General features: G+C 71.7%; 19 protein-coding genes. 15 read left to right on the top strand and 4 right to left on the bottom strand.

Translation table 11 applies throughout. The annotated features are described in order from the left end of the window. Nucleotides 1–119 precede the first annotated feature (119 nt). Together AC3RJ8_RS09270 and AC3RJ8_RS09265 are read left to right on the top strand one after the other, a co-directional pair. Complete coding sequence (locus tag AC3RJ8_RS09270; protein WP_489712362.1) at nucleotides 120–785, top strand: ANTAR domain-containing response regulator; 666 nt, start codon at nucleotides 120–122, stop codon at nucleotides 783–785. Nucleotides 786–888: 103 nt separating this feature from the next. Continuing rightward, nucleotides 889–1,578: a GNAT family N-acetyltransferase gene (locus AC3RJ8_RS09265; RefSeq protein ID WP_489712361.1), complete on the top strand. Its 690-nt coding sequence runs from the start codon at nucleotides 889–891 to the stop codon at nucleotides 1,576–1,578. 25 nt (nucleotides 1,579–1,603) lie between these two features. On the opposite strand, the gene AC3RJ8_RS09260 is transcribed toward AC3RJ8_RS09265, so the two are convergent. Then, nucleotides 1,604–2,026, bottom strand: a complete 423-nt coding sequence (locus tag AC3RJ8_RS09260; RefSeq protein WP_489712360.1) for a hotdog fold thioesterase — start codon at nucleotides 2,024–2,026, stop codon at nucleotides 1,604–1,606. Between AC3RJ8_RS09260 and polA the strand changes: the two genes are divergently transcribed. Next, a complete protein-coding gene (gene polA / locus AC3RJ8_RS09255; RefSeq protein WP_489712359.1) occupies nucleotides 2,025–4,790 on the top strand; it encodes a DNA polymerase I in 2,766 nt (921 codons plus the stop codon). The genes AC3RJ8_RS09260 and polA overlap by 2 nt on opposite strands. Before the next feature lie 7 nt (nucleotides 4,791–4,797). Here polA and AC3RJ8_RS09250 read toward each other — a convergent pair whose 3' ends face one another. Then, the gene (locus AC3RJ8_RS09250) at nucleotides 4,798–5,589 is read right to left on the bottom strand and encodes a class I SAM-dependent methyltransferase (protein ID WP_489712358.1); all 792 of its coding nucleotides are present in this window, start codon (nucleotides 5,587–5,589) and stop codon (nucleotides 4,798–4,800) included. Between the two features lie 285 nt (nucleotides 5,590–5,874). Between AC3RJ8_RS09250 and rpsA the strand changes: the two genes are divergently transcribed. After that, complete coding sequence (rpsA, locus tag AC3RJ8_RS09245; RefSeq protein WP_489712357.1) at nucleotides 5,875–7,377, top strand: 30S ribosomal protein S1; 1,503 nt, start codon at nucleotides 5,875–5,877, stop codon at nucleotides 7,375–7,377. A 157-nt stretch (nucleotides 7,378–7,534) separates the two neighbouring features. Here rpsA and AC3RJ8_RS09240 read toward each other — a convergent pair whose 3' ends face one another. After that, on the bottom strand, nucleotides 7,535–9,463 hold the full coding sequence (locus tag AC3RJ8_RS09240) for an ABC transporter ATP-binding protein (protein ID WP_489712356.1): 1,929 nt from the start codon (nucleotides 9,461–9,463) through the stop codon (nucleotides 7,535–7,537). Between the two features lie 35 nt (nucleotides 9,464–9,498). On the opposite strand from AC3RJ8_RS09240, the gene coaE reads away from it, so the two are divergent. The 6 genes from coaE (at nucleotide 9,499) to AC3RJ8_RS09210 (ending at nucleotide 15,893) form a co-directional block, all read left to right on the top strand. Next, nucleotides 9,499–10,137 carry a dephospho-CoA kinase gene (coaE, locus tag AC3RJ8_RS09235; protein WP_489712355.1) on the top strand — a complete coding sequence of 213 codons (639 nt, stop codon included), beginning with the start codon at nucleotides 9,499–9,501 and terminating at the stop codon, nucleotides 10,135–10,137. Continuing rightward, entirely contained in the window at nucleotides 10,134–10,763 is a 630-nt protein-coding gene (locus AC3RJ8_RS09230) for a pyroglutamyl-peptidase I (RefSeq protein ID WP_489712354.1), read from the top strand. Before coaE ends, AC3RJ8_RS09230 begins: the two co-directional genes overlap by 4 nt. Nucleotides 10,764–10,813: 50 nt before the next feature. Beyond that, complete coding sequence (uvrB, locus tag AC3RJ8_RS09225; protein ID WP_489712353.1) at nucleotides 10,814–12,922, top strand: excinuclease ABC subunit UvrB; 2,109 nt, start codon at nucleotides 10,814–10,816, stop codon at nucleotides 12,920–12,922. Nucleotides 12,923–13,176: 254 nt separating this feature from the next. After that, complete coding sequence (locus AC3RJ8_RS09220) at nucleotides 13,177–14,181, top strand: TerC family protein (RefSeq protein ID WP_489712352.1); 1,005 nt, start codon at nucleotides 13,177–13,179, stop codon at nucleotides 14,179–14,181. Next, nucleotides 14,178–15,221, top strand: a complete 1,044-nt coding sequence (locus tag AC3RJ8_RS09215) for a TerC family protein (protein WP_489712351.1) — start codon at nucleotides 14,178–14,180, stop codon at nucleotides 15,219–15,221. The genes AC3RJ8_RS09220 and AC3RJ8_RS09215 overlap by 4 nt, the downstream gene beginning before the upstream one ends. 48 nt (nucleotides 15,222–15,269) lie before the next feature. Beyond that, nucleotides 15,270–15,893: a hypothetical protein gene (locus AC3RJ8_RS09210; protein WP_489712350.1), complete on the top strand. Its 624-nt coding sequence runs from the start codon at nucleotides 15,270–15,272 to the stop codon at nucleotides 15,891–15,893. Between the two features lie 45 nt (nucleotides 15,894–15,938). Here AC3RJ8_RS09210 and AC3RJ8_RS09205 read toward each other — a convergent pair whose 3' ends face one another. Beyond that, a complete protein-coding gene (locus AC3RJ8_RS09205) occupies nucleotides 15,939–16,235 on the bottom strand; it encodes a YciI family protein (RefSeq protein WP_489712349.1) in 297 nt (98 codons plus the stop codon). 114 nt (nucleotides 16,236–16,349) lie between these two features. Here AC3RJ8_RS09205 and uvrA point away from each other — a divergent pair, with 114 nt between their 5' ends. Genes uvrA through AC3RJ8_RS09180 form a run of 5 tightly spaced genes read left to right on the top strand, consistent with a single transcriptional unit; the run spans nucleotide 16,350 to nucleotide 23,846 of the window. Beyond that, a complete protein-coding gene (gene uvrA, locus AC3RJ8_RS09200; protein ID WP_489712348.1) occupies nucleotides 16,350–19,316 on the top strand; it encodes an excinuclease ABC subunit UvrA in 2,967 nt (988 codons plus the stop codon). Nucleotides 19,317–19,333: 17 nt separating this feature from the next. Beyond that, nucleotides 19,334–19,843: an OsmC family protein gene (locus AC3RJ8_RS09195; protein WP_489712347.1), complete on the top strand. Its 510-nt coding sequence runs from the start codon at nucleotides 19,334–19,336 to the stop codon at nucleotides 19,841–19,843. A gap of 41 nt (nucleotides 19,844–19,884) precedes the next feature. Then, nucleotides 19,885–21,906 carry an excinuclease ABC subunit UvrC gene (gene uvrC / locus AC3RJ8_RS09190; protein WP_489712346.1) on the top strand — a complete coding sequence of 674 codons (2,022 nt, stop codon included), beginning with the start codon at nucleotides 19,885–19,887 and terminating at the stop codon, nucleotides 21,904–21,906. Next, entirely contained in the window at nucleotides 21,903–22,838 is a 936-nt protein-coding gene (gene rapZ, locus AC3RJ8_RS09185; protein WP_489712345.1) for an RNase adapter RapZ, read from the top strand. Before uvrC ends, rapZ begins: the two co-directional genes overlap by 4 nt. A 60-nt stretch (nucleotides 22,839–22,898) precedes the next feature. Next, nucleotides 22,899–23,846: a gluconeogenesis factor YvcK family protein gene (locus tag AC3RJ8_RS09180; protein WP_489715609.1), complete on the top strand. Its 948-nt coding sequence runs from the start codon at nucleotides 22,899–22,901 to the stop codon at nucleotides 23,844–23,846. Nucleotides 23,847–23,878 lie beyond the last annotated feature (32 nt).

Genomic DNA, 23,878 nt, shown 5'->3' with positions numbered 1-23,878 from the left:
CTTATCGAACCACACCGGAGGGCGAGGTGCCCAACCGGTCCGCCGCGGCTCCGTGGGTGCGCACGGTCACACCGGCACGCTGCGGCAGGAGCACGCGACGCGTGCCCGTGGGGTCTACGATGGTCCCTGTGACCGACGAGAAGCTGCCGCTCGACCTGCCCCCGCTGATCGACGCCGAACCCGAGCCGGCGCCGCCCGAGACCCCGGCGAAGCCGGCCCGACGGGCCGTCGTCGCCGAGGACGAGGCGCTGATCCGCATGGACGTCGTCGAGACGCTCCGCGAGGCGGGGTTCGACGTCGTCGGAGAGGCCGGGGACGGTGAGACCGCGGTCAACCTGGCCACCGAGCTCAAGCCCGACGTCGTCGTGATGGACGTCAAGATGCCCGAGCTGGACGGCATCTCCGCGGCCGAGCGGATCGGCAAGGCGCACGCCGCGCCGGTCGTGCTGCTCACGGCGTTCTCGCAGACCGAGCTGGTCGAGCGGGCGCGGGACGCCGGTGCGATGGCCTACGTCGTCAAGCCGTTCACCCCGGCGGACCTCCTGCCGGCGGTCGAGATCGCGATCTCCCGCTACCAGCAGATCGGTGCGCTCGAGTCCGAGGTGGCCGACCTCCAGGAGCGCTTCGAGACCCGCAAGCGCGTCGACCGGGCCAAGGGCCTCCTCATGACGAAGATGGGTCTGAGCGAGCCGGAGTCGTTCCGCTGGATCCAGAAGACGTCCATGGACCGCCGCCTGACCATGCGCGAGGTGGCCGACGCGGTCATCGACCAGGTGGGCGCCTGAGACACGTTGTGCGACTCCCTGGCGACGGCTATTGTCGCCAGGGAGTCGTGATCTTTTCGTGACCTTCGTGCCGAGGTCACCAGGAGTGTCGGAAGGAGTGTCGATGCGTGCAGCGGTCGTAGTGCGGTCCGCGAACCAGGACGACCTGCTCGAGGTCGCCGAGCTGGCGGCGAGTGCCGCTCCGGACGGTACGACCACGGCCGCGGCCGACCCGGGACGCCTGTGCGAGCACCTCAGCGTCCTCCTGGCCGCGGGCGGAGAGGTCCTGGTCGCCGTCGAGGACGACGCCGTCGTCGGCTTCCTGCTGGCCAGGGTGCTCGAGCCGCACCTCTACTCCACGGCCCCGAGCCTGTACGTCGACGCCATCCTCGTCGCCCCGCGGGCGCGACGGCACGGTGTGGGGCGCGCCCTGCTCGGCTCCGCGCTCGGCCTCGCGACCACGGCGGGCGCCGAGAGCATCTACTGCGCCCCGGCGCCGGGCGCGCGCGAGATGCACCGGTTCCTCGCCCGCCTCGGCTTCGCGCCGGCGGCCGGGCACCGCGTGGTGGCGGTGCCCGTCCTGGAGCGGCGGCTCGCCCAGGGCGGCGCACCGGGAGCCACCGTCGTGCGCCGTCGGGACGGCCGCCGGCGGCGGGACGCGACGCGTGCCGCCATCGAGGACCTGGTCGCCCGTCGTCGGCGGGCACGCGAGGCGGGCCTGCCCACCGGCCCGGTCGACCTGCGGGCCTTCCAGGTCGAGCACGCGGCGGCCGAGGCCGCACGAGGGGCCGAGCAGGCCTCCAACGCCTCCTGAGCGCCTCGGCGCCCGGTGGCCCGCGTCAGCGGGCCTCGAGCAGCATGCAGGTGAGGCGCGCGGTCGCGACCCGTCGTCCGTCGTCGTCGGTGACGACGATCTCGTAGGCCGCGGTGGTCCGTCCCCGGTGCAGGGCGGTCGCGGTGCCGTGCACCTGCCCCGAGCGCACGCCCCGGTGATGGGTGATGTTGAGCTCGAGCCCGACGGCGGCCCGTCCCTGGCCGGCGTGGCTCTGCGCGGCGACCGACCCGAGGGTCTCGGCCAGGGCGGCCGTGGCCCCTCCGTGCAGGAGTCCGGCCGGCTGGGTGTTGCCGGCGACGGGCATGCTGCCTCGCGTCGTGTCCGCGCCCACCTCCGTCAGGACGATGCCGGTGCGCTCGATGAGCGTGCCCGAGGCTGCCTGCTGCCAGCCGGTGGTGTCCTGCGGGAACGCGTCGGTGTCGGTCATGGCAGATAGGTTGGCACCCGTGACGACCACAGCGCGAACCGGCAGCTCCAGCACCGCCAGCACCAGCCCGGCCGGCGGCACCCGTCCCCGGCTGCTGCTCATCGACGGCCACTCCATGGCCTACCGGGCGTTCTTCGCCCTGCCCGACACCCTGGTGACCTCGAGCGGCCAGGTGACCAACGCCGTCTACGGGTTCTTCTCGATGCTCACCAACCTGCTGCGCGACGAGGCGCCGACCCACCTCGCGGTCGCGTTCGACGCCGGGCGGGTGACCTTCCGCACGGAGCGGTTCGCGGAGTACAAAGGCAACCGCGACGCGACGCCCGAGGTGTTCCGGGGCCAGGTCCCGCTGATCAAGGAGGTCCTGGAGGCGTTGCGGGTCCCGGCGCTGCAGCGCGAGGGGATCGAGGCGGACGACATCCTCGCCACGCTGGCGCGCCAGGGCACCGGGGCCGGCATGGACGTGCTGGTGTGCTCCGGTGACCGCGACTCCCTCCAGCTCGTCACGGACGAGGTGACGGTCCTGTACCCCAAGAAGGGGGTCTCCGAGCTGGCTCGGATGACGCCGGAGGCGGTCGAGGCGAAGTACAAGGTCCGGCCCGAGCGGTACCCCGACCTGGCGGCGCTGGTGGGGGAGACGAGCGACAACCTGCCCGGGGTGCCCGGTGTCGGACCGGGCGTGGCCGCGAAGTGGATCACCCAGTTCGGAGACCTCGACTCCCTCCTCGAACGCCAGGGCGAGGTGACCGGCAAGAGGGGCGAGGCGTTGCGCGAGCACGCCGACCAGGTCCGGCTGAACCGAGAGCTCAACGCCCTGCTGACCGACGTCGAGCTGCCCCTCGGTGTGACGGACCTCGCGCTGGCCGGGTTCGATCGAGAAGCGGTGCACACCGTCTCGGACACCTTGCAGTTCGGTGCGCTGCGCGACCGCCTCCTGGCCGTCGACCCGGCCGCCGGAGCCTCCGACGACACGAGCCCGGCGACCGGCATCGACGTCACGCTGCACGAGGGCGCGCTCGCCGACTGGCTCGCCGAGCATCGGGGCAGGGCGCTGGGGCTCGACGTGACGGGGACCGGCGGGCCCGCCGGCGGAGACGCCTGGCAGGTCGCCGTGGCGACCGGTAGCCGCGACGGGTCGGCGAGCGCGGTCGTCGTCGACCTCGCCACGGCCACGGCCGACGACGAGCAGGCGCTGACCGCCTGGCTGGCGGACGGGGCGTCACCGAAGACGGTGCACGGCGCGAAGTCGGCGTGGCACCGGCTCTCGGCACGGGGGATCGACCTGGACCTCGGCGGCGTCGTGTGCGACACCGAGCTCGCGGCCTACCTGTGCTATCCCGACCAGCGCGGCTACGACCTGGCCGATCTGGTCGTCCGCCACCTTCACCGCGAGCTGACGGCCGTGGACGAGTCCGCCCAGGGTGCCCTGGACCTCGAGCTTGCCGAGGGTCCGCCTGCCGGCAGCGAGGCCGCTCACCGCGCGGTCGCGGTCGTGGACCTCGCCGACGCCCTCTCCGACGGCCTCGACGACCGGGGTGCCCGGGGGCTGCTCGACGACGTCGAGCAGCCGCTGTCGGCGGTGCTGGCGCGGATGGAGCACACCGGCATCGCCGCGGACACCGGCTTCCTCACCGAGCTCGAACGCGGCTTCGCCGACGCGGTCGCGCGGTCGGCTGCGGAGGCGTACGACGTGATCGGCCGGGAGGTCAACCTCGGGAGCCCGAAGCAGCTCCAGGAGGTGCTCTTCGACCAGCTCGGGATGCCGAAGACCAAGAAGATCAAGACGGGCTACACGACCGACGCCGCCTCGCTGCAGGACCTGTTCACCAAGACCGAGCACCCGTTCCTCGCGCATCTCCTCGCGCACCGCGACGCCGCCAAGCTGCGCACGACGGTCGACGGGTTGCTCAAGGCCGTGCAGACGGACGGCCGGATCCACACGACCTTCCAGCAGACGATCGCCGCGACCGGCCGGCTCAGCTCCACCGATCCCAACCTGCAGAACATCCCGATCCGGACGGAGTCCGGGCGGCGGATCCGCCGGGCGTTCCGGGTCGGTCCCGGGTACGAGACGCTGGTCACCGCCGACTACAGCCAGATCGAGATGCGGATCATGGCGCACCTGTCGGGCGACGCCGGACTGATCGCCGCGTTCCGGTCGGGTGAGGACCTGCACCGGTACGTGGGCTCGCGGGTGTTCGACGTGGAGCCGGCCGACGTCACGGCGGAGATGCGGGCGAAGGTCAAGGCGATGAGCTACGGGCTCGCGTACGGGCTCAGCGCGTTCGGGCTCTCCCAGCAGCTCGGGATCGCCACCGGTGAGGCGCAGGGCCTGATGGACGACTACTTCACCCGGTTCGGCGGGGTGCGTGACTACCTGGCCGGCGTGGTCGAGGAGGCCCGCGCCACCGGGTACACCGCCACCCTCCTGGGACGGCGCCGCTACCTGCCGGACCTAACCAGCGACAACCGTCAGCGCCGTCAGATGGCCGAGCGGATGGCGCTCAACGCCCCCATCCAGGGAAGTGCGGCCGACATCATTAAGCTGGCGATGCTGGGTGTGCAGCGCGAGCTCGACGACCGGGACCTGCGGTCGAGGCTGCTGCTGCAGGTCCACGACGAGCTCGTGGTCGAGGTCGCGGCGGGGGAGCGGGACGCCGTCGAGGAGGTCCTGCGCACCCGCATGGGGGCGGCTTACGCGCTGGACGTCCCGCTGGACGTGTCGGTCGGCGCGGGCGAGACCTGGCACGAGGCCGGTCACTGATCGCCTGTCAGTCCTTGGTCGTCACGAAGACCGCGGTACCCGGCAGGAGCGCCCCGCGCTCGGGGCCCCACCCGCCCCACGTCTGGTCGTTCCAGGCCGGCCACTCGGGTTCGACGACGTCGCGCACGCGCAGGCCGGCGGCGACCACGTCGCGGACGTGGTCGCCCACCGTCCGGTGGTGCTCGGCGTAGACCACCCGGCCAGACGCCGACTCCTCGACGTAGGGACGCCGGTCGAAGTAGGAGCGGTGGGCGGTCAGCCCGGCCGGGCCCGGGTCGTCGGGGAACGCCCAGCGCAGCGGGTGCGTCACCGAGAAGACCCACCGCCCGCCGTCGCGCAGCACGCGCGCCGCCTCCTCGTGGACCCGGCCAGGGTCCGGGACGAACGGGATGGCTCCGAACGACGTGAACACGACGTCGAAGGTGCCGTCGCGGAACGGCAGGGCGCGGGCGTCCGCCTCCACGAGCGGCACCCGGGCGCCGGTGCGGGCGTCCAGCCGGGCGGCGGCGTCGAGCATCGCCGGCGCCAGGTCGGTGGCCACGACCTGTGCGCCCTGACCGGCGAGCCACCGTGAGCAGTGCGCGGCACCGGCACCGACCTCGAGCACGCGGGCTCCGCGCGGGTCGCCGAGGAGGCGTGCCTCCGCCTCGGTGAGCCCCTCGGGGCCCCAGCGGAAGCCGGCGTCGCCGAGGAACGCGCCGTGGTCGTCGAGATACTCCTCGGCATGGTCGTGCCACCACCGACGCGCGGCGTCGTCGTCGTCGGGGGCGTCTCGGTAGCCGAACCAGGTCGCGGTCATCCCGCCATCGTGGCACCCGTGACCGGCGCCGGGGCACGTGGAAGCCCGGGTGACGGGGCTCTCAGCGGCTCCGCCCGGCTGGCGTTGACCCCTCGAATGCCCGCGGATAAGATGGTCCGCGGTGCAGTGCGCCCGTGCGCGCAGACCAGTGGTCGATCGGCCGGTCGACCCGGCAGCCTGTCCGGCAACGTGTCCGGCAGCCGCCGAACGGCTGGTCGCCGTGCGATCCGCCTGCACCACGACCCTGTCCGCACTATGCCCTGTCCGCATCGGAGCAACTACTCAATGACCATCTCCACCACGAAGTCCGCCCCGCAGGTCGCCGTCAACGACATCGGCACCGAGGAGGACTTCCTTGCCGCCGTCGACGCCACCATCAAGTACTTCAACGATGGTGACATCGTGGAAGGCACGATCGTCAAGGTCGACCGCGACGAGGTCCTCCTCGACATCGGTTACAAGACGGAGGGTGTGATCCCGTCCCGGGAGCTCTCCATCAAGCACGACGTGGACCCGGGCGAGGTCGTCACCGTCGGTGACGCCGTCGAGGCTCTCGTCCTCCAGAAGGAGGACAAGGAGGGTCGCCTGATCCTGTCCAAGAAGCGCGCCCAGTACGAGCGCGCCTGGGGCACGATCGAGAAGATCAAGGAAGAGGAAGGCGTCGTCACCGGCACCGTCATCGAGGTCGTCAAGGGCGGCCTCATCCTCGACATCGGCCTGCGCGGCTTCCTCCCCGCCTCCCTGGTGGAGATGCGTCGCGTCCGCGATCTCGCGCCGTACGTCGGCAAGGAGATCGAGGCCAAGATCATCGAGCTCGACAAGAACCGCAACAACGTGGTCCTGTCGCGCCGTGCCTGGCTCGAGCAGACGCAGTCCGAGGTGCGTTCCACCTTCCTGCAGACGCTGCAGAAGGGCCAGGTGCGCCCCGGTGTCGTCTCGTCGATCGTCAACTTCGGCGCGTTCGTCGACCTGGGTGGCGTGGACGGTCTGGTGCACGTCTCCGAGCTCTCCTGGAAGCACATCGACCACCCGTCCGAGGTCGTCGAGGTCGGTCAGGAGGTCACGGTCGAGGTGCTCGACGTCGACTTCGACCGCGAGCGCGTCTCCCTGTCGCTGAAGGCGACGCAGGAGGACCCGTGGCAGACCTTCGCCCGCACCCACGCCATCGGGCAGGTCGTGCCGGGCAAGGTCACCAAGCTGGTGCCGTTCGGCGCGTTCGTCCGTGTCGAGGACGGCATCGAGGGCCTGGTGCACATCTCCGAGCTGGCCGTCCGCCACGTCGAGCTGCCCGAGCAGGTCGTCCAGGTGGGTGCCGAGGTCTTCGTCAAGGTCATTGACATCGACCTCGAGCGTCGCCGCATCTCGCTGTCGCTCAAGCAGGCCAACGAGGGCATGGACCCGGAGTCCGAGGACTTCGACCCGGCGCTCTACGGCATGGCTGCCGACTACGACGAGAACGGGGAGTACAAGTACCCCGAGGGCTTCGACCCGGAGACCAACGAGTGGCTCGAGGGCTTCGAGACGCAGCGCGAGGCCTGGGAGGCGGAGTACGCCAAGGCGCACGCCCGCTGGGAGTCGCACCGCGAGCAGGTCCGCGCCGCACTGTCGGCCGACGCCGACGCCGCGGCCGGGGACGTCGTCTCCTCCTCGAGCGGTTCCTCGAGCAGCGGTCCGTCCGCGTCGTCGTCCTACTCCTCGGCTGCCCCCGTGCAGCAGGAGGAGACCGGCGGCACTCTGGCTTCCGACGAGGCGCTCGCCGCGCTCCGCGAGAAGCTGACCGGCAACTGAGCCGACCGTCACCGGCCCGCTGAGGGTCGTTGACCTCGGTGGAGGCCCGTCACCCCCAGGGGTGGCGGGCCTCCGTCGTACCCGGTGGGTGGTGGGCCCCTGCTGGGCCTGGACGGAGCGAAGGGCGCGTCGACGGGGCGCCACGGACGACGGGACGCTACGGCGAGGACGACGGCCGGTCGTCGAGGTCCGCGAACTGCGTGCGGTACAGCTCGGCGTAGAGCCCGCTCGACGCCAGGAGCTCGGCGTGCGAACCCTGCTCGACGACCGCGCCCTCGTCGAGCACCACGATGGCGTCCGCCGCCCGGACCGTCGACAGCCGGTGCGCGATCACGAGCGAGGTACGGCCGGCCAGCGCCTCGTCGAGAGCTGCCTGCACGGCCGCCTCGGACTCCGAGTCGAGGTGCGCTGTCGCCTCGTCGAGCACGACGACGTCGGGGGCCTTGAGCAGGAGCCGGGCGATGGCCAGGCGCTGACGCTCCCCGCCGGAGAGTCGGTAGCCGCGGTCCCCGACGACCGTCTCCAGCCGCTCGGGCATCCGGTCGACGAGATCCGCGATCCTGGCCTGCTCGAGGGCACGCCAGAGCTGCTCGTCCGTGGCGTCGTGGCAGGCGTAGCGCAGGTTCCCGGCGACCGTGTCGTGGAACAGGTGGGCCTCCTGCGAGACGACCCCCACCGTCGCACGCAACGACGCGGCGGTGACGTCGCGCAGGTCCTGGCCGGCGATCCGGACGGCACCGGAGGTCGGGTCGTACAGGCGGACCACGAGCTGGGAGAGCGTCGTCTTGCCGGCCCCGGACGGCCCGACGAGCGCGACCATCGAGCCGGCGGGGACGGCGAAGGACACGTCGTGCAGGGTCGCGCCGACAGGGTCCTTGCGGACCGCCGCGACGGACTCCAGCGAGGCGAGCGAGATCTCGTCGGCCCGCGGGTAGCGGAAGGTCACGTCGTCCAGCTCGATGCCCGCCCCGTGCGCTCTGACCGCCACCCGGAGGTCACGGGCGTCTTCCTTCTCGGCCACGGTCGGTTCGAGGTCGAGCACCTCGAGGACCCGCTCGAAGCTGACGAGCGCGGTCATGACGTCGATCTGGACGTTGGACATCGCGGTCAGGGGGCCGTAGAGCCGCCCGAGGTACGCCGTCAGCGCCACGATCGTGCCGACGGTGAGCTGGCCCGCGATCGCCTGGAGACCCCCGACGCCGTAGACGACGGCGATGGCGACGGACGCGAGGGTCGTCAGCCCGATCCGGAACCAGGTCGAGTACAGGGCCCTGGCGACGCCGACATCGCGCAGCGCCCGGGCCTGCTCCGCGTATCGGGCGGCCTCGCGCTCGGGGTCGCCGAACACCTTGGCGAGATGCGCCCCGGCGACGTTGAACCGCTCGTTCATGAGCTGCCCGGCGTCGGCGTCGAGCTCGTAGCCGCGGTGCGCCAGGGCGGCGATCCGTCGGCCGAACCAGCGCGCCGGGAGGACGAAGGCCGGCAGGAGCAGCAGCGCCAGCAGCGTCAGGCTCCACGACATGACGAACATCGCCGCGAGAGTGAAGACGACCGTCAGGCCGTTGGAGACGACCGTCTGCAGGGTCGAGGTGAAGGCCTGCTGCGCTCCGAGGACGTCCCCGTTGAGCCGCTGCACGAGCGCCCCGGTCCGCGCCCGGGAGAAGAAGGCCAGGGGCATCCGCTGCACGTGGTCGTACACACTGGTGCGCAGGTCGACGATTAGCTCCTCGCCGACCACCGCGGAGACCCACCGCTCGGCGAGCGACAGCACTGCCGTCAGCAGGGCGAGACCGACCGCCGCGGCCGCCATGACCAGCACGACGTCGCGCTGCCCGTCGCCGATGCCGACGTCGATGAGGCGCCGGAACAGCAGCGGGACCGCCGCGCCGGCCGCAGCGCTCACCAGGAGGAGGGCGACGAAGAGGATCAGCCGGCCCCGGTAGGGCCGGGCGAAGGCGAGGATGCGGCGCAGGGTCTCGCGCGGCAGCCGACGGCGTCGTACCGACGCGTCCTGCAGGTAGGACCGCATCGGCCCGCCCATCCCGCCCCCGGGCCGCCCGCCGGGTGCTCGTCCGCCCATGCTCATGGCGTGAAGCCTACGGCGAGGGCAGGATGTACCCCATGTTCCGCATCGGCCTCACCGGTGGTATCGCCGCAGGCAAGTCCGTCGTCTCCCGTCGCCTCGACGAGCTGGGCGCGGTGGTCGTCGACCACGACGTCCTGGCGCGCGAGGCGGTCGCACCCGGTTCGGTGGGGCTCGCGGAGGTCGTCGAGGAGTTCGGCGACCAGGTGCTGGCGGGCGACGGTTCGCTGGACCGGCCCGCGCTCGGACGGGTGGTGTTCGGCGACCCCGGCGCGCGGGCCCGGCTCGAGGACATCGTGCACCCGGAGGTCCGCCGGTTGGCGGCCGAGAAGGAGGCCGCGGCGGGGACCGCCGACCCGAGGGCCGTCGTCGTGCACGACGTCCCGCTGCTCGTCGAGACCGGCCAGAGCGGTCGCTACCACCTGCTGGCCGTCGTCGACGCGCCGGCGGCGCAGCGCGTCGAACGCCTGGTGACCGGCCGGTCGATGACCGAGGCGGAGGCCAGGGCGCGCGTGGAGGCGCAGGCGGACGACGAGGCGCGGCTGGCCGTGGCCGACGTCGTCCTGGACGGCACCGGTGCGGAGGCCGCGCTGAGGGCGCAGGTGGACGAGCTGTGGGCCCGGGTGGCCGAGGAGGTCGCGCAGGAGCTGGACGCCGAGGAGGACGAGCGGGCGTGAAGGTCCTCGTCACGGGGTTCGAGCCCTTCGACGGCGCGGCGGTCAACGAGTCCTGGGAGGCCGTCCGGTGCCTCGAGGACCGGTGGTCGGCCGCGGGCCACCCCGAAGAGCTGGTCGCCGCCCGCCTGCCGGTCACCTTCGAGGGCGCACCCGCACGTCTGCGGGAGCTGCTCGGCGAGCACGCGCCCCAGGTCGTGGTGTGCGTGGGGCTCGCGGCGGGTAGCGACACTCTGCGGCTCGAACGGGTCGCGGTCAACGTGGCCGACGCCCGGATCCCGGACAACGCGGGCCGGTCCCCGGTCGACGAGCCGGTGGTCGACGGCGGACCGGTCGCCTACCTGAGCTCGCTGCCCGTCAAGGCCGCCCTGGCGTCCGTGCGCGCGACCGGGGTCCCGGCCGCCGTGAGCAACACGGCCGGCACCTACGTCTGCAACGCCACGTTCTACGCCCTGGCTCACGCACTGGCCGCGTCGGACGCGCGGGCGGGGTTCGTGCACGTCCCCGCCGAAGACGTCCTCCCGGCGGCCGAGTCGGCGCGGGCGCTCGCGGCGGTGGTCCGCACGGCCGCGGACCACCGCGCCGGACGGATCGACGACCTCGTCCTGGCGGCCGGCGCCGAGCACTGACCGGTGCCCGCGACGCGGCGGGTGTCAGTGGCCCGGCCTACCGTGGGGGTATGCGACCCGTGACCGACCTGCAGCGCACCGTTGCTCCCTTCGAGGTGATCTCCGATTTCGAGCCCAGCGGCGACCAGCCCGCGGCGATCGGTGCGCTCGCCGAGCGTGTCCGGGCGGGGGAGAAGGACGTCGTCCTGCTGGGTGCCACGGGCACCGGCAAGAGCGCGACGACGGCCTGGCTCATCGAGAAGCTGCAGCGTCCGACCCTCATCATGGCGCCGAACAAGACGCTCGCGGCGCAGCTCGCCACGGAGTTCCGCGAGCTGCTGCCGAACAACGCCGTCGAGTACTTCGTCTCCTACTACGACTACTACCAGCCCGAGGCGTACATCGCGCAGACGGACACCTATATCGAGAAGGACTCGTCGATCAACGACGAGGTGGAGCGGCTGAGGCACTCCGCGACGTCGAACCTCCTGACGCGGCGCGACACCGTCGTCGTGGCGTCCGTGTCGTGCATCTACGGCCTGGGCACGCCGCAGGAGTACGTCGACCGGATGGTGCGGCTGGAGGTCGGCGACGTGGTCGACCGCGACGAGATGCTGCGCAGGTTCGTGCAGATGCAGTACTCGCGCAACGACATGGCGTTCACCCGGGGCACGTTCCGGGTGCGGGGCGACACCGTGGAGATCATCCCCGTGTACGAGGAGCTCGCGGTCCGCATCGAGCTGTTCGGCGACGAGATCGAGACGATCCAGACGTTGCACCCGCTGACGGGGGACGTGATCCGCAACGAGCAGAGCGTCTACCTGTTCCCCGCGACCCACTACGTGGCGGGCCCCGAGCGGATGGAGCGGGCGATCGGCACCATCGAGGCCGAGCTCGAGGCTCGTCTGGCGGACCTGGAGAAGCAGAACAAGCTGCTTGAGGCCCAGCGGCTGCGCATGCGCACCACCTACGACATCGAGATGATGCGCTCGATCGGGACCTGCAACGGCATCGAGAACTACTCACGGCACATCGACGGCCGTGAGGGCGGCACGCCACCGAACACCCTGCTCGACTACTTCCCCGAGGACTTCCTGCTCGTCATCGACGAGTCCCACGTGACGGTCCCGCAGATCGGCGCGATGTTCGAGGGCGACATGTCGCGCAAGCGTGCCCTCGTCGACCACGGGTTCCGGCTGCCGAGCGCGATGGACAACCGGCCGTTGCGGTGGGAGGAGTTCGTCGAGCGGATCGGCCAGACGGTGTACCTGTCCGCCACCCCCGGCGACTACGAGCTCTCGATGTCCGACGGCGTGGTGGAGCAGATCATCCGGCCCACCGGGTTGGTCGACCCCGAGGTGGTGGTCGAGCCCACCACGGGCCAGATCGACGACCTGCTCGGCGAGATCCGTGACCGTGTCGACCGCAACGAGCGGGTGCTGGTCACCACCCTGACCAAGAAGATGGCCGAGGACCTCACCGACTACCTCCTGGGCAAGGACGTGCGGGTGCGTTACCTGCACTCCGAGGTCGACACCCTGCGACGGGTCGAGTTGCTGCGCGAGCTGCGCATGGGGGAGTACGACGTGCTCGTCGGCATCAACCTGCTGCGTGAGGGGCTCGACCTGCCAGAGGTCTCGCTCGTGGCCATCCTCGACGCCGACAAGGAGGGCTTCCTGCGGTCGGAGCGCTCGCTGATCCAGACCATCGGGCGCGCGGCCAGGAACGTCACCGGTCAGGTGCACATGTATGCCGACAAGGTGACCCCGGCGATGCAGTTCGCGCTCGACGAGACGAACCGCCGGCGCGAGAAGCAGCAGGCGTACAACGCCGAGCGGGGCATCGACCCGCAGCCGTTGCGCAAGCGGATCGCCGACGTCACCGACATGCTGGCGCGCGAGGACATCGACACCGCGGAGCTGTTGGCGGGGGGATATCGCAAGGCTGCCGGCGATTCCCGCGGGAAGGCCCCTGTGCCCGGGTCGCCGAAGGAGGCCTCGACGTCGGGCAACCGGCTGGCGGGCCTGGCGGCCGAGGAGCTCGCCGAGCTCATCCAGGAGCTCAGCGACCAGATGCACGCCGCCGCCGCCGAGCTGCAGTTCGAGGTGGCGGCACGCCTGCGCGACGAGATCGGCGGGCTCAAGAAGGAGCTGCGCCAGATGAGGGCGGCCACGGGCTGACGAGGAGAGGTCGGGGGTGTGCCCGCGCCCCGGCCTCACGGCCACGCACATCGGACCGTCCGTGGGCGGCTCCCGTGTCGGCGTCCGGGCCTTCCTCGTGTCGTATGCTGGGCGCTCGTTGGAGGGGAGTATCTCCCAAGCGGTGAGGTCGTCAGTACGACCGGCGTCGGTGCCGGTCCGGTCTCACCCACCCGGGACGTCCCTGGGTGAGAGAGACCTCCGGTGCCTCGTTCTGCGTACCGGAAGGATCTGTCATGGACGTCCCTGGATGGGTATGGGTCGCCACCGTCGCCGCGATCCTGGCGATGCTGGCCGTCGACTACGTCGGGCACGTGCGCACGCCGCACGCGCCGACGCTCAAGGAGTCGGCCTGGTGGTCGCTCGCCTACGTGGCGGTGGCGGTCGCCTTCGGAGGGCTCGTCTTCGCCGGCTGGGGCAGCCAGTACGGCGGCGAGTACTTCGCCGGCTACATCACGGAGAAGTCGCTCAGCGTCGACAACCTCTTCGTGTTCGTCCTGATCATGACGAGCTTCCGCGTTCCCCGGGAGCACCAGCAGCGCGTGCTGCTCATCGGCATCACGATCGCGCTCGTGCTGCGGACGATCTTCATCCTGGCCGGCGCGGCCCTGATCGCGAACTTCGCCTGGATCTTCTACGTGTTCGGCGCGTTCCTCGTGTGGACCGCGATCGCCCAGGCCCGCGCCGGGACCGATCACGACGAGGAGTTCACCGAGAACGCGGTGCTCCGGCTGACCCGGCGGGTGTTCCGGACCACCGACGACTACGTGGACCACCGGATGACCGTCCGGATCGACGGCAAGCGCTACATCACACCGATGCTCATCGTGATGGTCGCGATCGGCAGCGCGGACCTGCTCTTTGCCGTCGACTCGATCCCGGCGATCTTCGGGCTGACACAGGAGACGTTCCTGGTCTTCGCGGCCAACGCCTTCTCGCTGCTCGGCCTGCGCCAGCTCTACTTCCTCGTCGACGGCCTGCTCGACCGGCTGGTGTTCCTCAACTACGGGCTGGCCGCGATCCTCGGGTTCATCGGTGTGAAGCTGATCATCCACGCCCTGCACACCAACGAGCTGCCGTTCGTCAACGGCGGCCAGCACGTCGAGGCGATCCCCGAGATCCCCACGAGCTACTCGCTGGCGTTCATCGTGGTGGTGCTCGCCGTCACCACCGTCGCGTCCCTCCTGAAGACCCGCCGCGACCAGCGCGTCGGCCTCCCGGCCGAGAAGGGCGACGGATGACCCACGAGCTGCCCGTGCTGTTCGAGGTGGTGGCGCTCGGAGCGATCGCGCTGATCCTGGTCGCGGACCTGGCGATCGTCGGTCGACGGCCGCACGTGCCGTCGATGAAGGAGAGCGGCATCTGGGTCGCGGTGTACGTGAGCCTGGCGGTCGTCTTCGGCGTCGTCGTGCTTGCCGTCGGAGGCGCCGCACCGGCAGGCGAGTTCTACGCCGGCTGGCTGACCGAGTACTCGCTCAGCATCGACAACCTGTTCATCTTCGTCATCATCATGTCCCGGTTCGCGGTGCCGAGGGAGCACCAGCAGAAGGTGCTGATGGTGGGCATCATCGTCGCGCTCGTGCTCAGAGCGGGCTTCATCCTGGCGGGCGCCGCGCTGATCGAGCAGTTCCTGGCCGTCTTCTACCTCTTCGGCGCGTTCCTGCTGTACACGGCCGTCAAGCTGCTCGCCGGCGACGGGGACGAGGAGTACAAGGAGAACGTCGCGATCCGTCTCCTGCGCCGGGTCCTGCCGGTCGCGGACGCCTACGACGGCGCCAAGGTCCGCACGGTCGTCGACGGCAGGCGTCTGTGGACCCCGATGCTCGTGGTGTTCGTCGCGATCGGCACGACCGACCTGCTGTTCGCCCTGGACTCGATCCCGGCCATCTTCGGCCTGACGAAGGACCCGTTCATCGTCTTCACCACGAACGTCTTCGCCCTCATGGGGTTGCGTCAGCTCTACTTCCTGCTCGGAGGGCTCCTGGAGCGGCTCGTCTACCTGCCCGTCGCGCTCTCGGTGATCCTGGGCTTCATCGGGGTGAAGCTGATCATGGAAGCCATGCACGGCAACACGCTGCCCTTCGTCCACGGTGGGGAGCCGATCGAGTGGGTGCCCGAGGTGCCGATCTGGCTCTCGCTGCTCGTGATCCTCGGCTCTCTCGCCGTCGCGACGGTGGCGAGCCTGATCAAGACCCGCCGGAACCCGGTGGTCCCTGCGCAGGTCCTGGTCGAGGGGGCCTCGGCGACGTCGCCCGAGGACTCCGGTCGCGACCTGCGCTGAGCAGGTGCGACATACTGGGCCGTCGTCGTCGACCTGAGGAGATTCGCCGTGTCCAAGAGCTCGCACCCGCCCCAGCCGCCCCTCGATGGTGCGGACGGACCTCCGCCGGCCGACGGCGGGCACCTGCCGGAGTACGGCCGGTACTTGCCCGCGGACGGATCCGCAGCCCCGTCGCCGACCCCCTGGTCCGAGCATCTCGCACCGGACGGGCCGCCGCGGCCGCTGCGCCTCGCCGTCTCGCTGATGTGGGTCGGCGCGGTGCTGAGCCTGCTCGGCGCCGTCGTCGCCTTCTTCATGGTCGACACCGTGAACGCGCTGGTGGCACAGGAGTTCGCCGCCCAGGGGATGCCGGAGCTGGCCACGCCGGAGTTCCTGTCCATGATGGAGGGCGTGATCGTGGCGGGCATCGTCGCCGGCGGAGTGATCTCTGCCGGTCTCTGGTCGTGGATGGCCGTCAAGAACGGCCAGGGCAGGTCGTGGGCGCGTGTCGTCGGCACGGTGCTCGCCGGGCTGTACGCGCTGAACTTCCTCTCCGGGCTCGCCCAGGCCGACGTGGCGGGCACGGCGGTGCTGGGCGTCCTCCAGCTGGCGCTCGTGGCCACGACGGTGGTGCTGATGTGGCAGCGCGCGTCCTCGGACCACTACGCGGCGCGCTCCGTCGCCCGACCCTGAGCACGAGGGGCCCCGTGGCCCGGGCGGGTGCCCGGGCCACGGGGATCACCCCGCGAAGCCGCCGATGACCGGCGCCCATTCCCGGACGGACATCTCGGCGACGAGTCCCTCGCGCCGGAACGGATCGGTGTCGAGCAGCGCGGTCGCCTCCGCGGCCGAGGGTGCGCTCACGACGATGAGAGCACCGTCCGGCTCGCCGTCGGTGGCGGGCAGCGGCCCGGAGACCAGGACCGCGCCGTCGGCGCACAGCGCCTGCAGGTGATCGCGGTGCGCGGGGCGCGCACGGTCACGGGCCGCGGTGCTGTCGGCGGTGTAGACGTAGGTGACGGCGTAGACACTCATGGCGTCATCAAAGCATCTCCGCGCGGCGTCCGGCGGAGGTGTCCGCAGGCAGCCCGCAGCACCGTGACATGGAACACCTGTACGAGTGTCGGTGGTGGGCCGTACGATGCTGCGGTGAGCAATCGCCTCGTCGTCTCCGGTGCCCGCGAGCACAACCTCCGCAACGTCGACCTGGACCTGCCGCGGGACGCGCTCATCGTGTTCACGGGCTTGAGCGGGTCCGGGAAGTCGTCGTTGGCGTTCGACACGATCTTCGCCGAGGGCCAGCGGCGCTACGTCGAGTCCCTGTCCGCGTACGCGCGCCAGTTCCTCGGGCAGATGGACAAGCCGGACGTCGACTTCATCGAGGGGCTGAGCCCGGCCGTCTCGATCGACCAGAAGTCGACCAACCGCAACCCCCGGTCCACGGTCGGGACGATCACCGAGGTCTACGACTACCTGCGACTGCTGTTCTCGCGCGCCGGGACGCAGCACTGCCCGGTCTGCGACGAGCCGGTCCAGGCGCAGACGCCGCAGCAGATCGTGGACAAGATCCTCGACCTGCCCGAGGGCACGCGCTACCAGGTGCTGGCACCCGTGGTGCGGGGGCGCAAGGGGGAGTACCTCGACCTCTTCGCCGAGCTGCAGGCGCAGGGGTTCTCGCGGGCGCGCGTCGACGGCGAGACCGTCCAGCTCAGCAGCCCGCCGGCGCTGGAGAAGAAGGTCAAGCACGACATCGAGGTCGTGGTGGACCGGCTCGTCGCGCGAGAGGGTGTGCAGCGCCGCCTGACCGACTCCGTCGAGACCGCGCTCGGCCTGGCCGGTGGTCTGGTGATGATCGACCTGGTCGACGCCGGCGGCCAGACCGGCGAGACCGGGGACGACGCCCCGCGGCTGCTGAAGTACTCCGAGAAGCGGTCGTGCCCCAACGACCACCCGCTGAGCCTCGACGAGATCGAGCCCCGCACGTTCTCGTTCAACGCGCCCTACGGCGCCTGCCCGGAGTGCACGGGCATCGGCTTCCGGCTCGAGGTGGATCCCGAGCTCGTCGTGCCGGACACGGAGCGCACGCTGCGCGAGGGCGCCGTCGCGCCGTGGTCGCAGACCTCGTCGGAGTACTTCGAGCGGGTCCTGGGTGCGCTGGCCGAGGAGATGAAGTTCTCGATGGACGTGCCCTGGCGCGCGCTGCCGCAGCGCGCCAGGGAGGCGATCCTGCACGGGCGCAACCACCAGGTGCACGTGAAGTACCGCAACCGGTGGGGCCGGGAGCGCCAGTACTCGACCGGGTTCGAGGGAGCGGTGACGTTCATCGAGCGCCGGCACGCCGAGACGGAGTCCGACTGGTCCAAGGAACGCTACGAGGCCTATATGCGAGAGGTCCCGTGCCCGCAGTGTCAGGGCGCGCGCCTCAAGCCGGAGGTCCTCGCGGTCAAGGTCGGCTCGAAGTCGATCTGGGACGTCTGCCGACTGCCGATCGGCGACGCGAAGGAGTACCTCGACGCCCTCGAGCTGGGCAAGCGCGAGACGGCGATCGCCGGTGAGGTGCTCAAGGAGATCCATGCGCGGCTGGGCTTCCTGCTGGACGTCGGGCTGCACTACCTCACGCTGGAGCGGGCGGCGGGCACGCTCTCCGGCGGTGAGGCGCAGCGCATCCGGCTCGCGACCCAGATCGGTTCGGGTCTGGTCGGCGTGCTGTACGTGCTGGACGAACCCAGCATCGGGCTGCACCAGCGCGACAACCGGCGGCTCATCGAGACGCTCACGCGCCTGCGCGACCTGGGCAACACCCTGATCGTCGTCGAGCACGACGAGGACACGGTGCGCGCGGCCGACTGGATCGTCGACGTGGGACCGGGTGCGGGCGAGCACGGGGGCGCCGTCGTGCACTCCGGCGACCTCGCCGGGCTGCTCGAGGCCGAGGGGTCGATGACCGGCGCCTACCTGGCCGGGAGGCGGAGCATCGCGCTGCCGACGGCACGCCGGGGCGTCGACCCGGAGCGTCAGGTGACGATCGTGGGCGCCCGGGAGAACAACCTGCGCGACATCGACGTCTCCTTCCCCCTCGGGGTCCTCACCGCGGTCACGGGCGTCTCGGGGTCGGGCAAGTCCACGCTGGTCAACTCGATCCTGCACACGGTGCTGGCCAACGAGCTCAACGGGGCACGCCAGGTACCCGGCCGGCACACCCGCGTGACCGGCACGGAGCAGCTGGACAAGGTCGTGCACGTCGACCAGGGGCCGATCGGACGCACGCCGCGGTCCAACCCGGCCACCTACACCGGCGTGTGGGACCGGGTCCGCAAGATCTTCGCCGAGACGGAGGAGGCGAAGGTGCGCGGCTACGGGCCCGGCCGCTTCTCCTTCAACGTCAAGGGCGGCCGGTGCGAGGCGTGCTCGGGCGACGGCACGCTGAAGATCGAGATGAACTTCCTGCCCGACGTCTACGTGCCCTGCGAGGTGTGCCACGGGGCGCGGTACAACCGCGAGACCCTCGAGGTCCACTTCAAGGGCAGGACGGTCGCCGACGTCCTGGCGATGCCCATCGAGGAGGCCGCGGAGTTCTTCGCGGCGTTCCCGGCGATCTCGCGCCACCTGAGCACCCTGGTCGACGTCGGGCTCGGCTACGTCCGGCTCGGGCAGCCGGCCCCGACGCTCTCCGGCGGTGAGGCGCAGCGCGTCAAGCTCGCCAGCGAGCTGCAGAAGCGCTCCACCGGGCGGACCGTCTACGTCCTCGACGAACCGACGACCGGACTGCACTTCGAGGACATCCGCAAGCTGCTCGGCGTGCTGCAGTCGCTCGCCGACAAGGGCAACACCGTGCTGGTCATCGAGCACAACCTGGACGTCATCAAGAGTGCCGACTGGGTCGTGGACATGGGACCCGAGGGCGGCTCGGGCGGCGGGCTCGTCGTCGCCGAGGGAACCCCCGAGCAGGTGGCCGCCGTCGCCGAGAGCCACACCGGACGCTATCTCGCCGAGTCGCTGGCCGACCACCCCGACGTCCCGGTCGCGGCTCCGGCGGCGACCTCGCCGGCACCGGCGGGACCGGTGCGGCGACGGAACGCGAAGAAGGCGCGGGCCACCAAGCGCGACGCGGCCTGAAGCTCTACGGTGTCGCCATGGGAGCCCACCACCAGTACACGGTCGCCGTCAGCTGGCCGGCATCCGGCATCGAGCCGGGCAGCCCGGAGGCGGTGACGTCGTCGTACACCGCCTACACCCGTGCCCACGACGTCGCCGTGCCCGGCAGGCCGGGGATCCCCGGCTCGGCGGACCCTGCGTTCCGGGGCGACCCCGCTCGGTACAGCCCCGAGGACCTGTTCGTGGCGAGCCTGTCCCAGTGCCACATGCTGTGGTTCCTGCACCTGGCCGCGGAGAGCGGCCTGGCGGTCCGGGAGTACGTGGACGACGTGACGGGCACGATGCGGGTCGAGTCGCGGGGGGAGGGACAGTTCACGGACGTGACGCTGCGTCACCGCGTCGTCGTCGACCCCGGGCCGCGGGCCACCGACGAGCACGTCGCCGACCTGCACCACCGCGCGCACGCGCTGTGCTTCCTGGCGCGCAGCGTGAACTTCACCGTGATCGTCGAGCCGGCACCGCTGCACGTCGCCGAGGCCGCCGCCTGAGCGGTTCTCGGGTTGTCGGTGTCCTGACCTAGCCTGGGCCCATGGCCGACCCCGCGACCTACCGTCCTCGACCGGGGGAGATCCCGACCTCGCCGGGCGTCTACCGGTTCCGCGACGCGCATCGCCGCGTCATCTACGTCGGCAAGGCGAAGAACCTGCGCCAGCGGCTGTCGAACTACTTCCAGGACGTCGCCAACCTGCACCACCGCACCCAGCAGATGGTGACCACCGCGGCCTCGGTCGAGTGGACCGTCGTGGGCACCGAGGTGGAGGCGTTGGCCCTGGAGTACTCCTGGATCAAGGAGTACGACCCCCGGTTCAACGTCAAGTACCGCGACGACAAGTCGTACCCGTACCTCGCCGTGACGATGGGTGAGGCGATCCCGCGGGCCCAGGTGATGCGCGGCGCCAAGCGCCCCGGGACTCGGTACTTCGGGCCCTACGGGCACGCGTGGGCGATCCGCGAGACCCTCGACCTGCTGCTCAGGGTCTTCCCCGTGCGGACGTGCTCGGCCGGCGTGTACCGGCGTGCCGAGCAGTCGGGGCGACCGTGCCTGCTCGGTTACATCGACAAGTGCGCCGCCCCGTGCGTGGGGCGGATCAGCCCCGAGGACCACCACGCGCTGGCGAACGACCTGTGCGACTTCATGGCCGGTGACACGGGCAGGTTCGTGCGGCGGCTCGAGCGGGAGATGGCCGACGCCGCCGCCGCCCTCGAGTACGAGCGGGCCGCCCGGCTGCGTGACGACCTGGCGGCCCTGCGGCGCGTGACGGAGAAGAACGCCGTGGTGCTCTCGGACGCGACGGACGCCGACGTCTTCGCCCTGGCGGGTGACGACCTCGAGGCGGCGGTGCAGGTCTTCCACGTGCGTGGCGGCCGGATCCGCGGTCAGCGGGGCTGGGTCGTGGAGAAGGTCGAGGACATCACCGACGCGGAGCTCGTCGAGCACCTTCTGCAGCAGGTCTACGGGGCCGTCGGCGACGTCCGCGACCCGGCGGTCCCCGCGCCCGAGGCGCGTGCCGCCGCGCGGGACGCCGTCCCGCGCGAGGTGCTCGTGCCCGTGCTGCCGACGGACCTGGAGCAGGTCAGCACCTGGCTGGCCGGTCTGCGCGGCGCCCGCGTCGACGTCCGGGTCCCGCAGCGCGGGGACAAGCGTGAGCTCGCCGCGACGGTCCGCACCAACGCCGAGCAGGCGCTCGCCCTGCACCGCACGCGGCGGGCCGGAGACCTCACCACCCGCAGCCAGGCGCTCGCCGAGCTGCAGGAGGCGCTCGGCCTCGAGGAGGCGCCGCTGCGGATCGAGTGCTACGACGTCTCGCACACCCAGGGTTCGTACCAGTCGGCGTCGATGGTCGTGTTCGAGGACGGTCTGCCTCGCAAGGGCGAGTACCGCTCGTTCTCCGTGCGCGGGCCGGACGGCGACGGTGCGGCCGACGACACGGCCGCGATGCACGAGGTGATCACCCGGCGTTTCCGACGGTACCTCGACGACCGGCACGCCTCCGGCGAGCTCGTCGCGTCGGGCGAGGTCGGGCCGCAGGAGGAGTCCGACGAGCGGCGACGGTTCGCCTATCCTCCGCAGCTCGTCGTGGTCGACGGTGGCCCGCCCCAGGTCGCGGCAGCGGCGCGCGCGCTGGCCGAGCTCGGCGTGACGGACGTCGCCCTGTGCGGTCTCGCCAAGCGTCTGGAGGAGGTCTGGGTGCCCGACGACGACTACCCGGTCATCCTGCAGCGTGCCTCCCAGGCCTTGTACCTGCTGCAGCGGGTGCGCGACGAGGCGCACCGGTTCGCCATCGCCCAGCACCGGCGGCGGCGCAGCAAGGGCATGGTGTCGTCCGTGCTCGACGGCGTGCCGGGGCTCGGGCCGGCGCGCCAGCAGGCGCTGCTGGCGAGGTTCGGGTCGGTCAAGCGGCTCCGCGGTGCGAGCGTCGAGGAGATCGCCGAGGTCAAGGGCGTGGGCGCGCGGACGGCGCAGGCCGTGGTCGACGCGCTCGCGAGCACCGACGCGCCCGGCCCGGCGAGCACCGGCGGGGGCGACCGGACTGGCATGCTGAGCACATGAGCGAACCGTCGCCCATCACCGTCCCGCAGGGCATCGCCGCGGCCGAGGCCTCGACGCCCGCACCCCCACGCTCCGACCCCGAGGTGCTCATCATCACGGGCATGTCCGGCGCGGGCCGCTCCCGTGCCGCCGGCGTCCTGGAGGACCTCGACTGGTTCGTGGTCGACAACCTCCCGCCGCTGATGATCGTGCCGCTCGTCGACCTGATGACCAAGGCCGGGTCGTCGGTCGACCAGCTCGCCGTCGTCGTCGACGTCCGCGGCCGCGAGTACTTCCCGGAGCTCGCCGAGGCCCTCGGTCACCTGCGCGAGGGGGGTGTCAACTACCGGATCCTGTTCCTGGACGCCTCCGACGCGGTCCTGGTGCGCAGGTTCGAGAGCGTGCGGCGCCCGCACCCCCTGCAGGGCGACGGGCGTATCCTGGACGGGATCGCCGCGGAGCGCCGCGTGCTGGCGTCCATCGCCGAGCGTGCGGACGTGGTCATCGACACGACCGGGCTGTCCGTCCACGACCTGGCCAAGGAGGTGCGGGACGCGGTCGCCGTCGGCGCGGTCGACGCGTTGCGGATCAACGTGGTCGCCTTCGGCTTCAAGTACGGGCTGCCGCTCGACGCCGACCACGTCGCGGACGTGCGGTTCCTGGCCAACCCGTACTGGATCTCCGAGCTGCGGCACCTCACCGGGCAGGACGAGGCGGTGCGCAGCTACGTGCTCGCCCGGCCCGGCGCCACGGAGTTCGTCGAGCGGTACGTCGCGGCGCTCGAACCCGTGCTGGCGGGCTACCTCGCGGAGGAGAAGCGCTATGCCACGATCGCCGTCGGCTGCACCGGCGGCAAGCACCGGTCGGTCGCCATCGCGGGAGAGATCGCCGATCGCCTGCGGGCGTCGGGCCAGCGGGTGACGGTCACGGCGCGCGACCTCGGGAAGGAGTGACCGCTGAGCGTGACGACACCCGGTGCCGGGACGGAGCGGCACCACCAGGGCGCCCGTGGCCTGGGCGGGCCCGAGGGACCTCGGACGGTGGCCCTCGGCGGGGGCCACGGCCTGTCCGCCAGCCTGCAGGCGCTGCGGCTCCTGACCGAACAGCTGACCGCCGTCGTGACCGTGGCGGACGACGGCGGGTCGTCGGGTCGGCTGCGCGACGAGCTCGACGTGCTGCCGCCGGGTGACCTGCGCATGGCGCTGGCCGCCCTCTGCGACGACTCGGAGTGGGGGCGCACGTGGAGCGACCTGCTGCAGCACCGGTTCACCACCGGTGGCGACCTCGACGGGCACGCGATGGGCAACCTCCTCATCGTCTCGCTGTGGGAACGCCTGGGGGACACCGTGGCCGGCCTCGACTGGGTCGGACGCCTGCTCGGTGCACGGGGCCGGGTCCTGCCCATGGCCTCCGTGCCGCTGGTGGTGGAGGCCGACATCGTCGACCACGGCGTCGCGACGACCGTCGTCGGCCAGAGCAGCGTCGCGCGCTGCGGCGGCCGGATCGACCAGCTGCGTCTCGACCCCGCCGAACCGCCGGCGTGCCCGGAGGCGGTCCGTGCGGTGCTGGACGCCGACTGGGTGGTCCTGGGCCCGGGCTCCTGGTACTCGTCAGTCCTGGTGCACCTGCTCGTGCCGGGTCTCGCTGCCGCGCTGCACGCGACGTCCGCGCGGCGCTGCGTCACCCTCAACCTCAGCGCGGAGCCGGGGGAGACGCACGGGCTGTCTGCGCCGGAGCACCTGGCGGCGCTGCGTCGGCACGCTCCTGACCTGAGCATCGACGCCGTGCTGGCCGACCCCTCGGCCGTGGACGATCTCGACGAGCTGCACGCGGCGGCGGACGCGCTCGGTGCGCGCCTCGTCGTGGCACCGGTGGCGCGCGGCGACGGCACGCCGCGCCACGACCCGTTGCGGCTCGCCGCGGCGTACCGGGACGTCTTCGAGGGCGCCGTCGCCCGGTGAGCCGATCGACCCGCGACCTCGACGGCGCAGGT

It is taken from the genome of Isoptericola sp. MSGPD8_1_ISO-PGPR-S23-394 (assembly GCF_058072785.1).
This window is presented reverse-complemented; position numbering and strand designations above follow the sequence as displayed.

Excerpts from the sequence above, each read along its gene's own strand:
- AC3RJ8_RS09270 (WP_489712362.1), top strand. The coding sequence starts at position 120 with ATGGTCCCTGTGACCGACGAGAAGCTGCCGCTCGACCTGCCCCCGCTG.
- AC3RJ8_RS09265 (WP_489712361.1), top strand. The coding sequence starts at position 889 with ATGCGTGCAGCGGTCGTAGTGCGGTCCGCGAACCAGGACGACCTGCTC.
- polA (WP_489712359.1), top strand. The coding sequence starts at position 2,025 with ATGGCAGATAGGTTGGCACCCGTGACGACCACAGCGCGAACCGGCAGC.
- AC3RJ8_RS09260 (WP_489712360.1), bottom strand. The coding sequence starts at position 2,026 with ATGACCGACACCGACGCGTTCCCGCAGGACACCACCGGCTGGCAGCAG.
- AC3RJ8_RS09250 (WP_489712358.1), bottom strand. The coding sequence starts at position 5,589 with ATGACCGCGACCTGGTTCGGCTACCGAGACGCCCCCGACGACGACGAC.
- rpsA (WP_489712357.1), top strand. The coding sequence starts at position 5,875 with ATGACCATCTCCACCACGAAGTCCGCCCCGCAGGTCGCCGTCAACGAC.
- AC3RJ8_RS09240 (WP_489712356.1), bottom strand. The coding sequence starts at position 9,463 with ATGAGCATGGGCGGACGAGCACCCGGCGGGCGGCCCGGGGGCGGGATG.
- coaE (WP_489712355.1), top strand. The coding sequence starts at position 9,499 with ATGTTCCGCATCGGCCTCACCGGTGGTATCGCCGCAGGCAAGTCCGTC.
- uvrB (WP_489712353.1), top strand. The coding sequence starts at position 10,814 with ATGCGACCCGTGACCGACCTGCAGCGCACCGTTGCTCCCTTCGAGGTG.
- AC3RJ8_RS09220 (WP_489712352.1), top strand. The coding sequence starts at position 13,177 with ATGGACGTCCCTGGATGGGTATGGGTCGCCACCGTCGCCGCGATCCTG.
- AC3RJ8_RS09215 (WP_489712351.1), top strand. The coding sequence starts at position 14,178 with ATGACCCACGAGCTGCCCGTGCTGTTCGAGGTGGTGGCGCTCGGAGCG.
- AC3RJ8_RS09205 (WP_489712349.1), bottom strand. The coding sequence starts at position 16,235 with ATGAGTGTCTACGCCGTCACCTACGTCTACACCGCCGACAGCACCGCG.
- AC3RJ8_RS09195 (WP_489712347.1), top strand. The coding sequence starts at position 19,334 with ATGGGAGCCCACCACCAGTACACGGTCGCCGTCAGCTGGCCGGCATCC.
- uvrC (WP_489712346.1), top strand. The coding sequence starts at position 19,885 with ATGGCCGACCCCGCGACCTACCGTCCTCGACCGGGGGAGATCCCGACC.
- rapZ (WP_489712345.1), top strand. The coding sequence starts at position 21,903 with ATGAGCGAACCGTCGCCCATCACCGTCCCGCAGGGCATCGCCGCGGCC.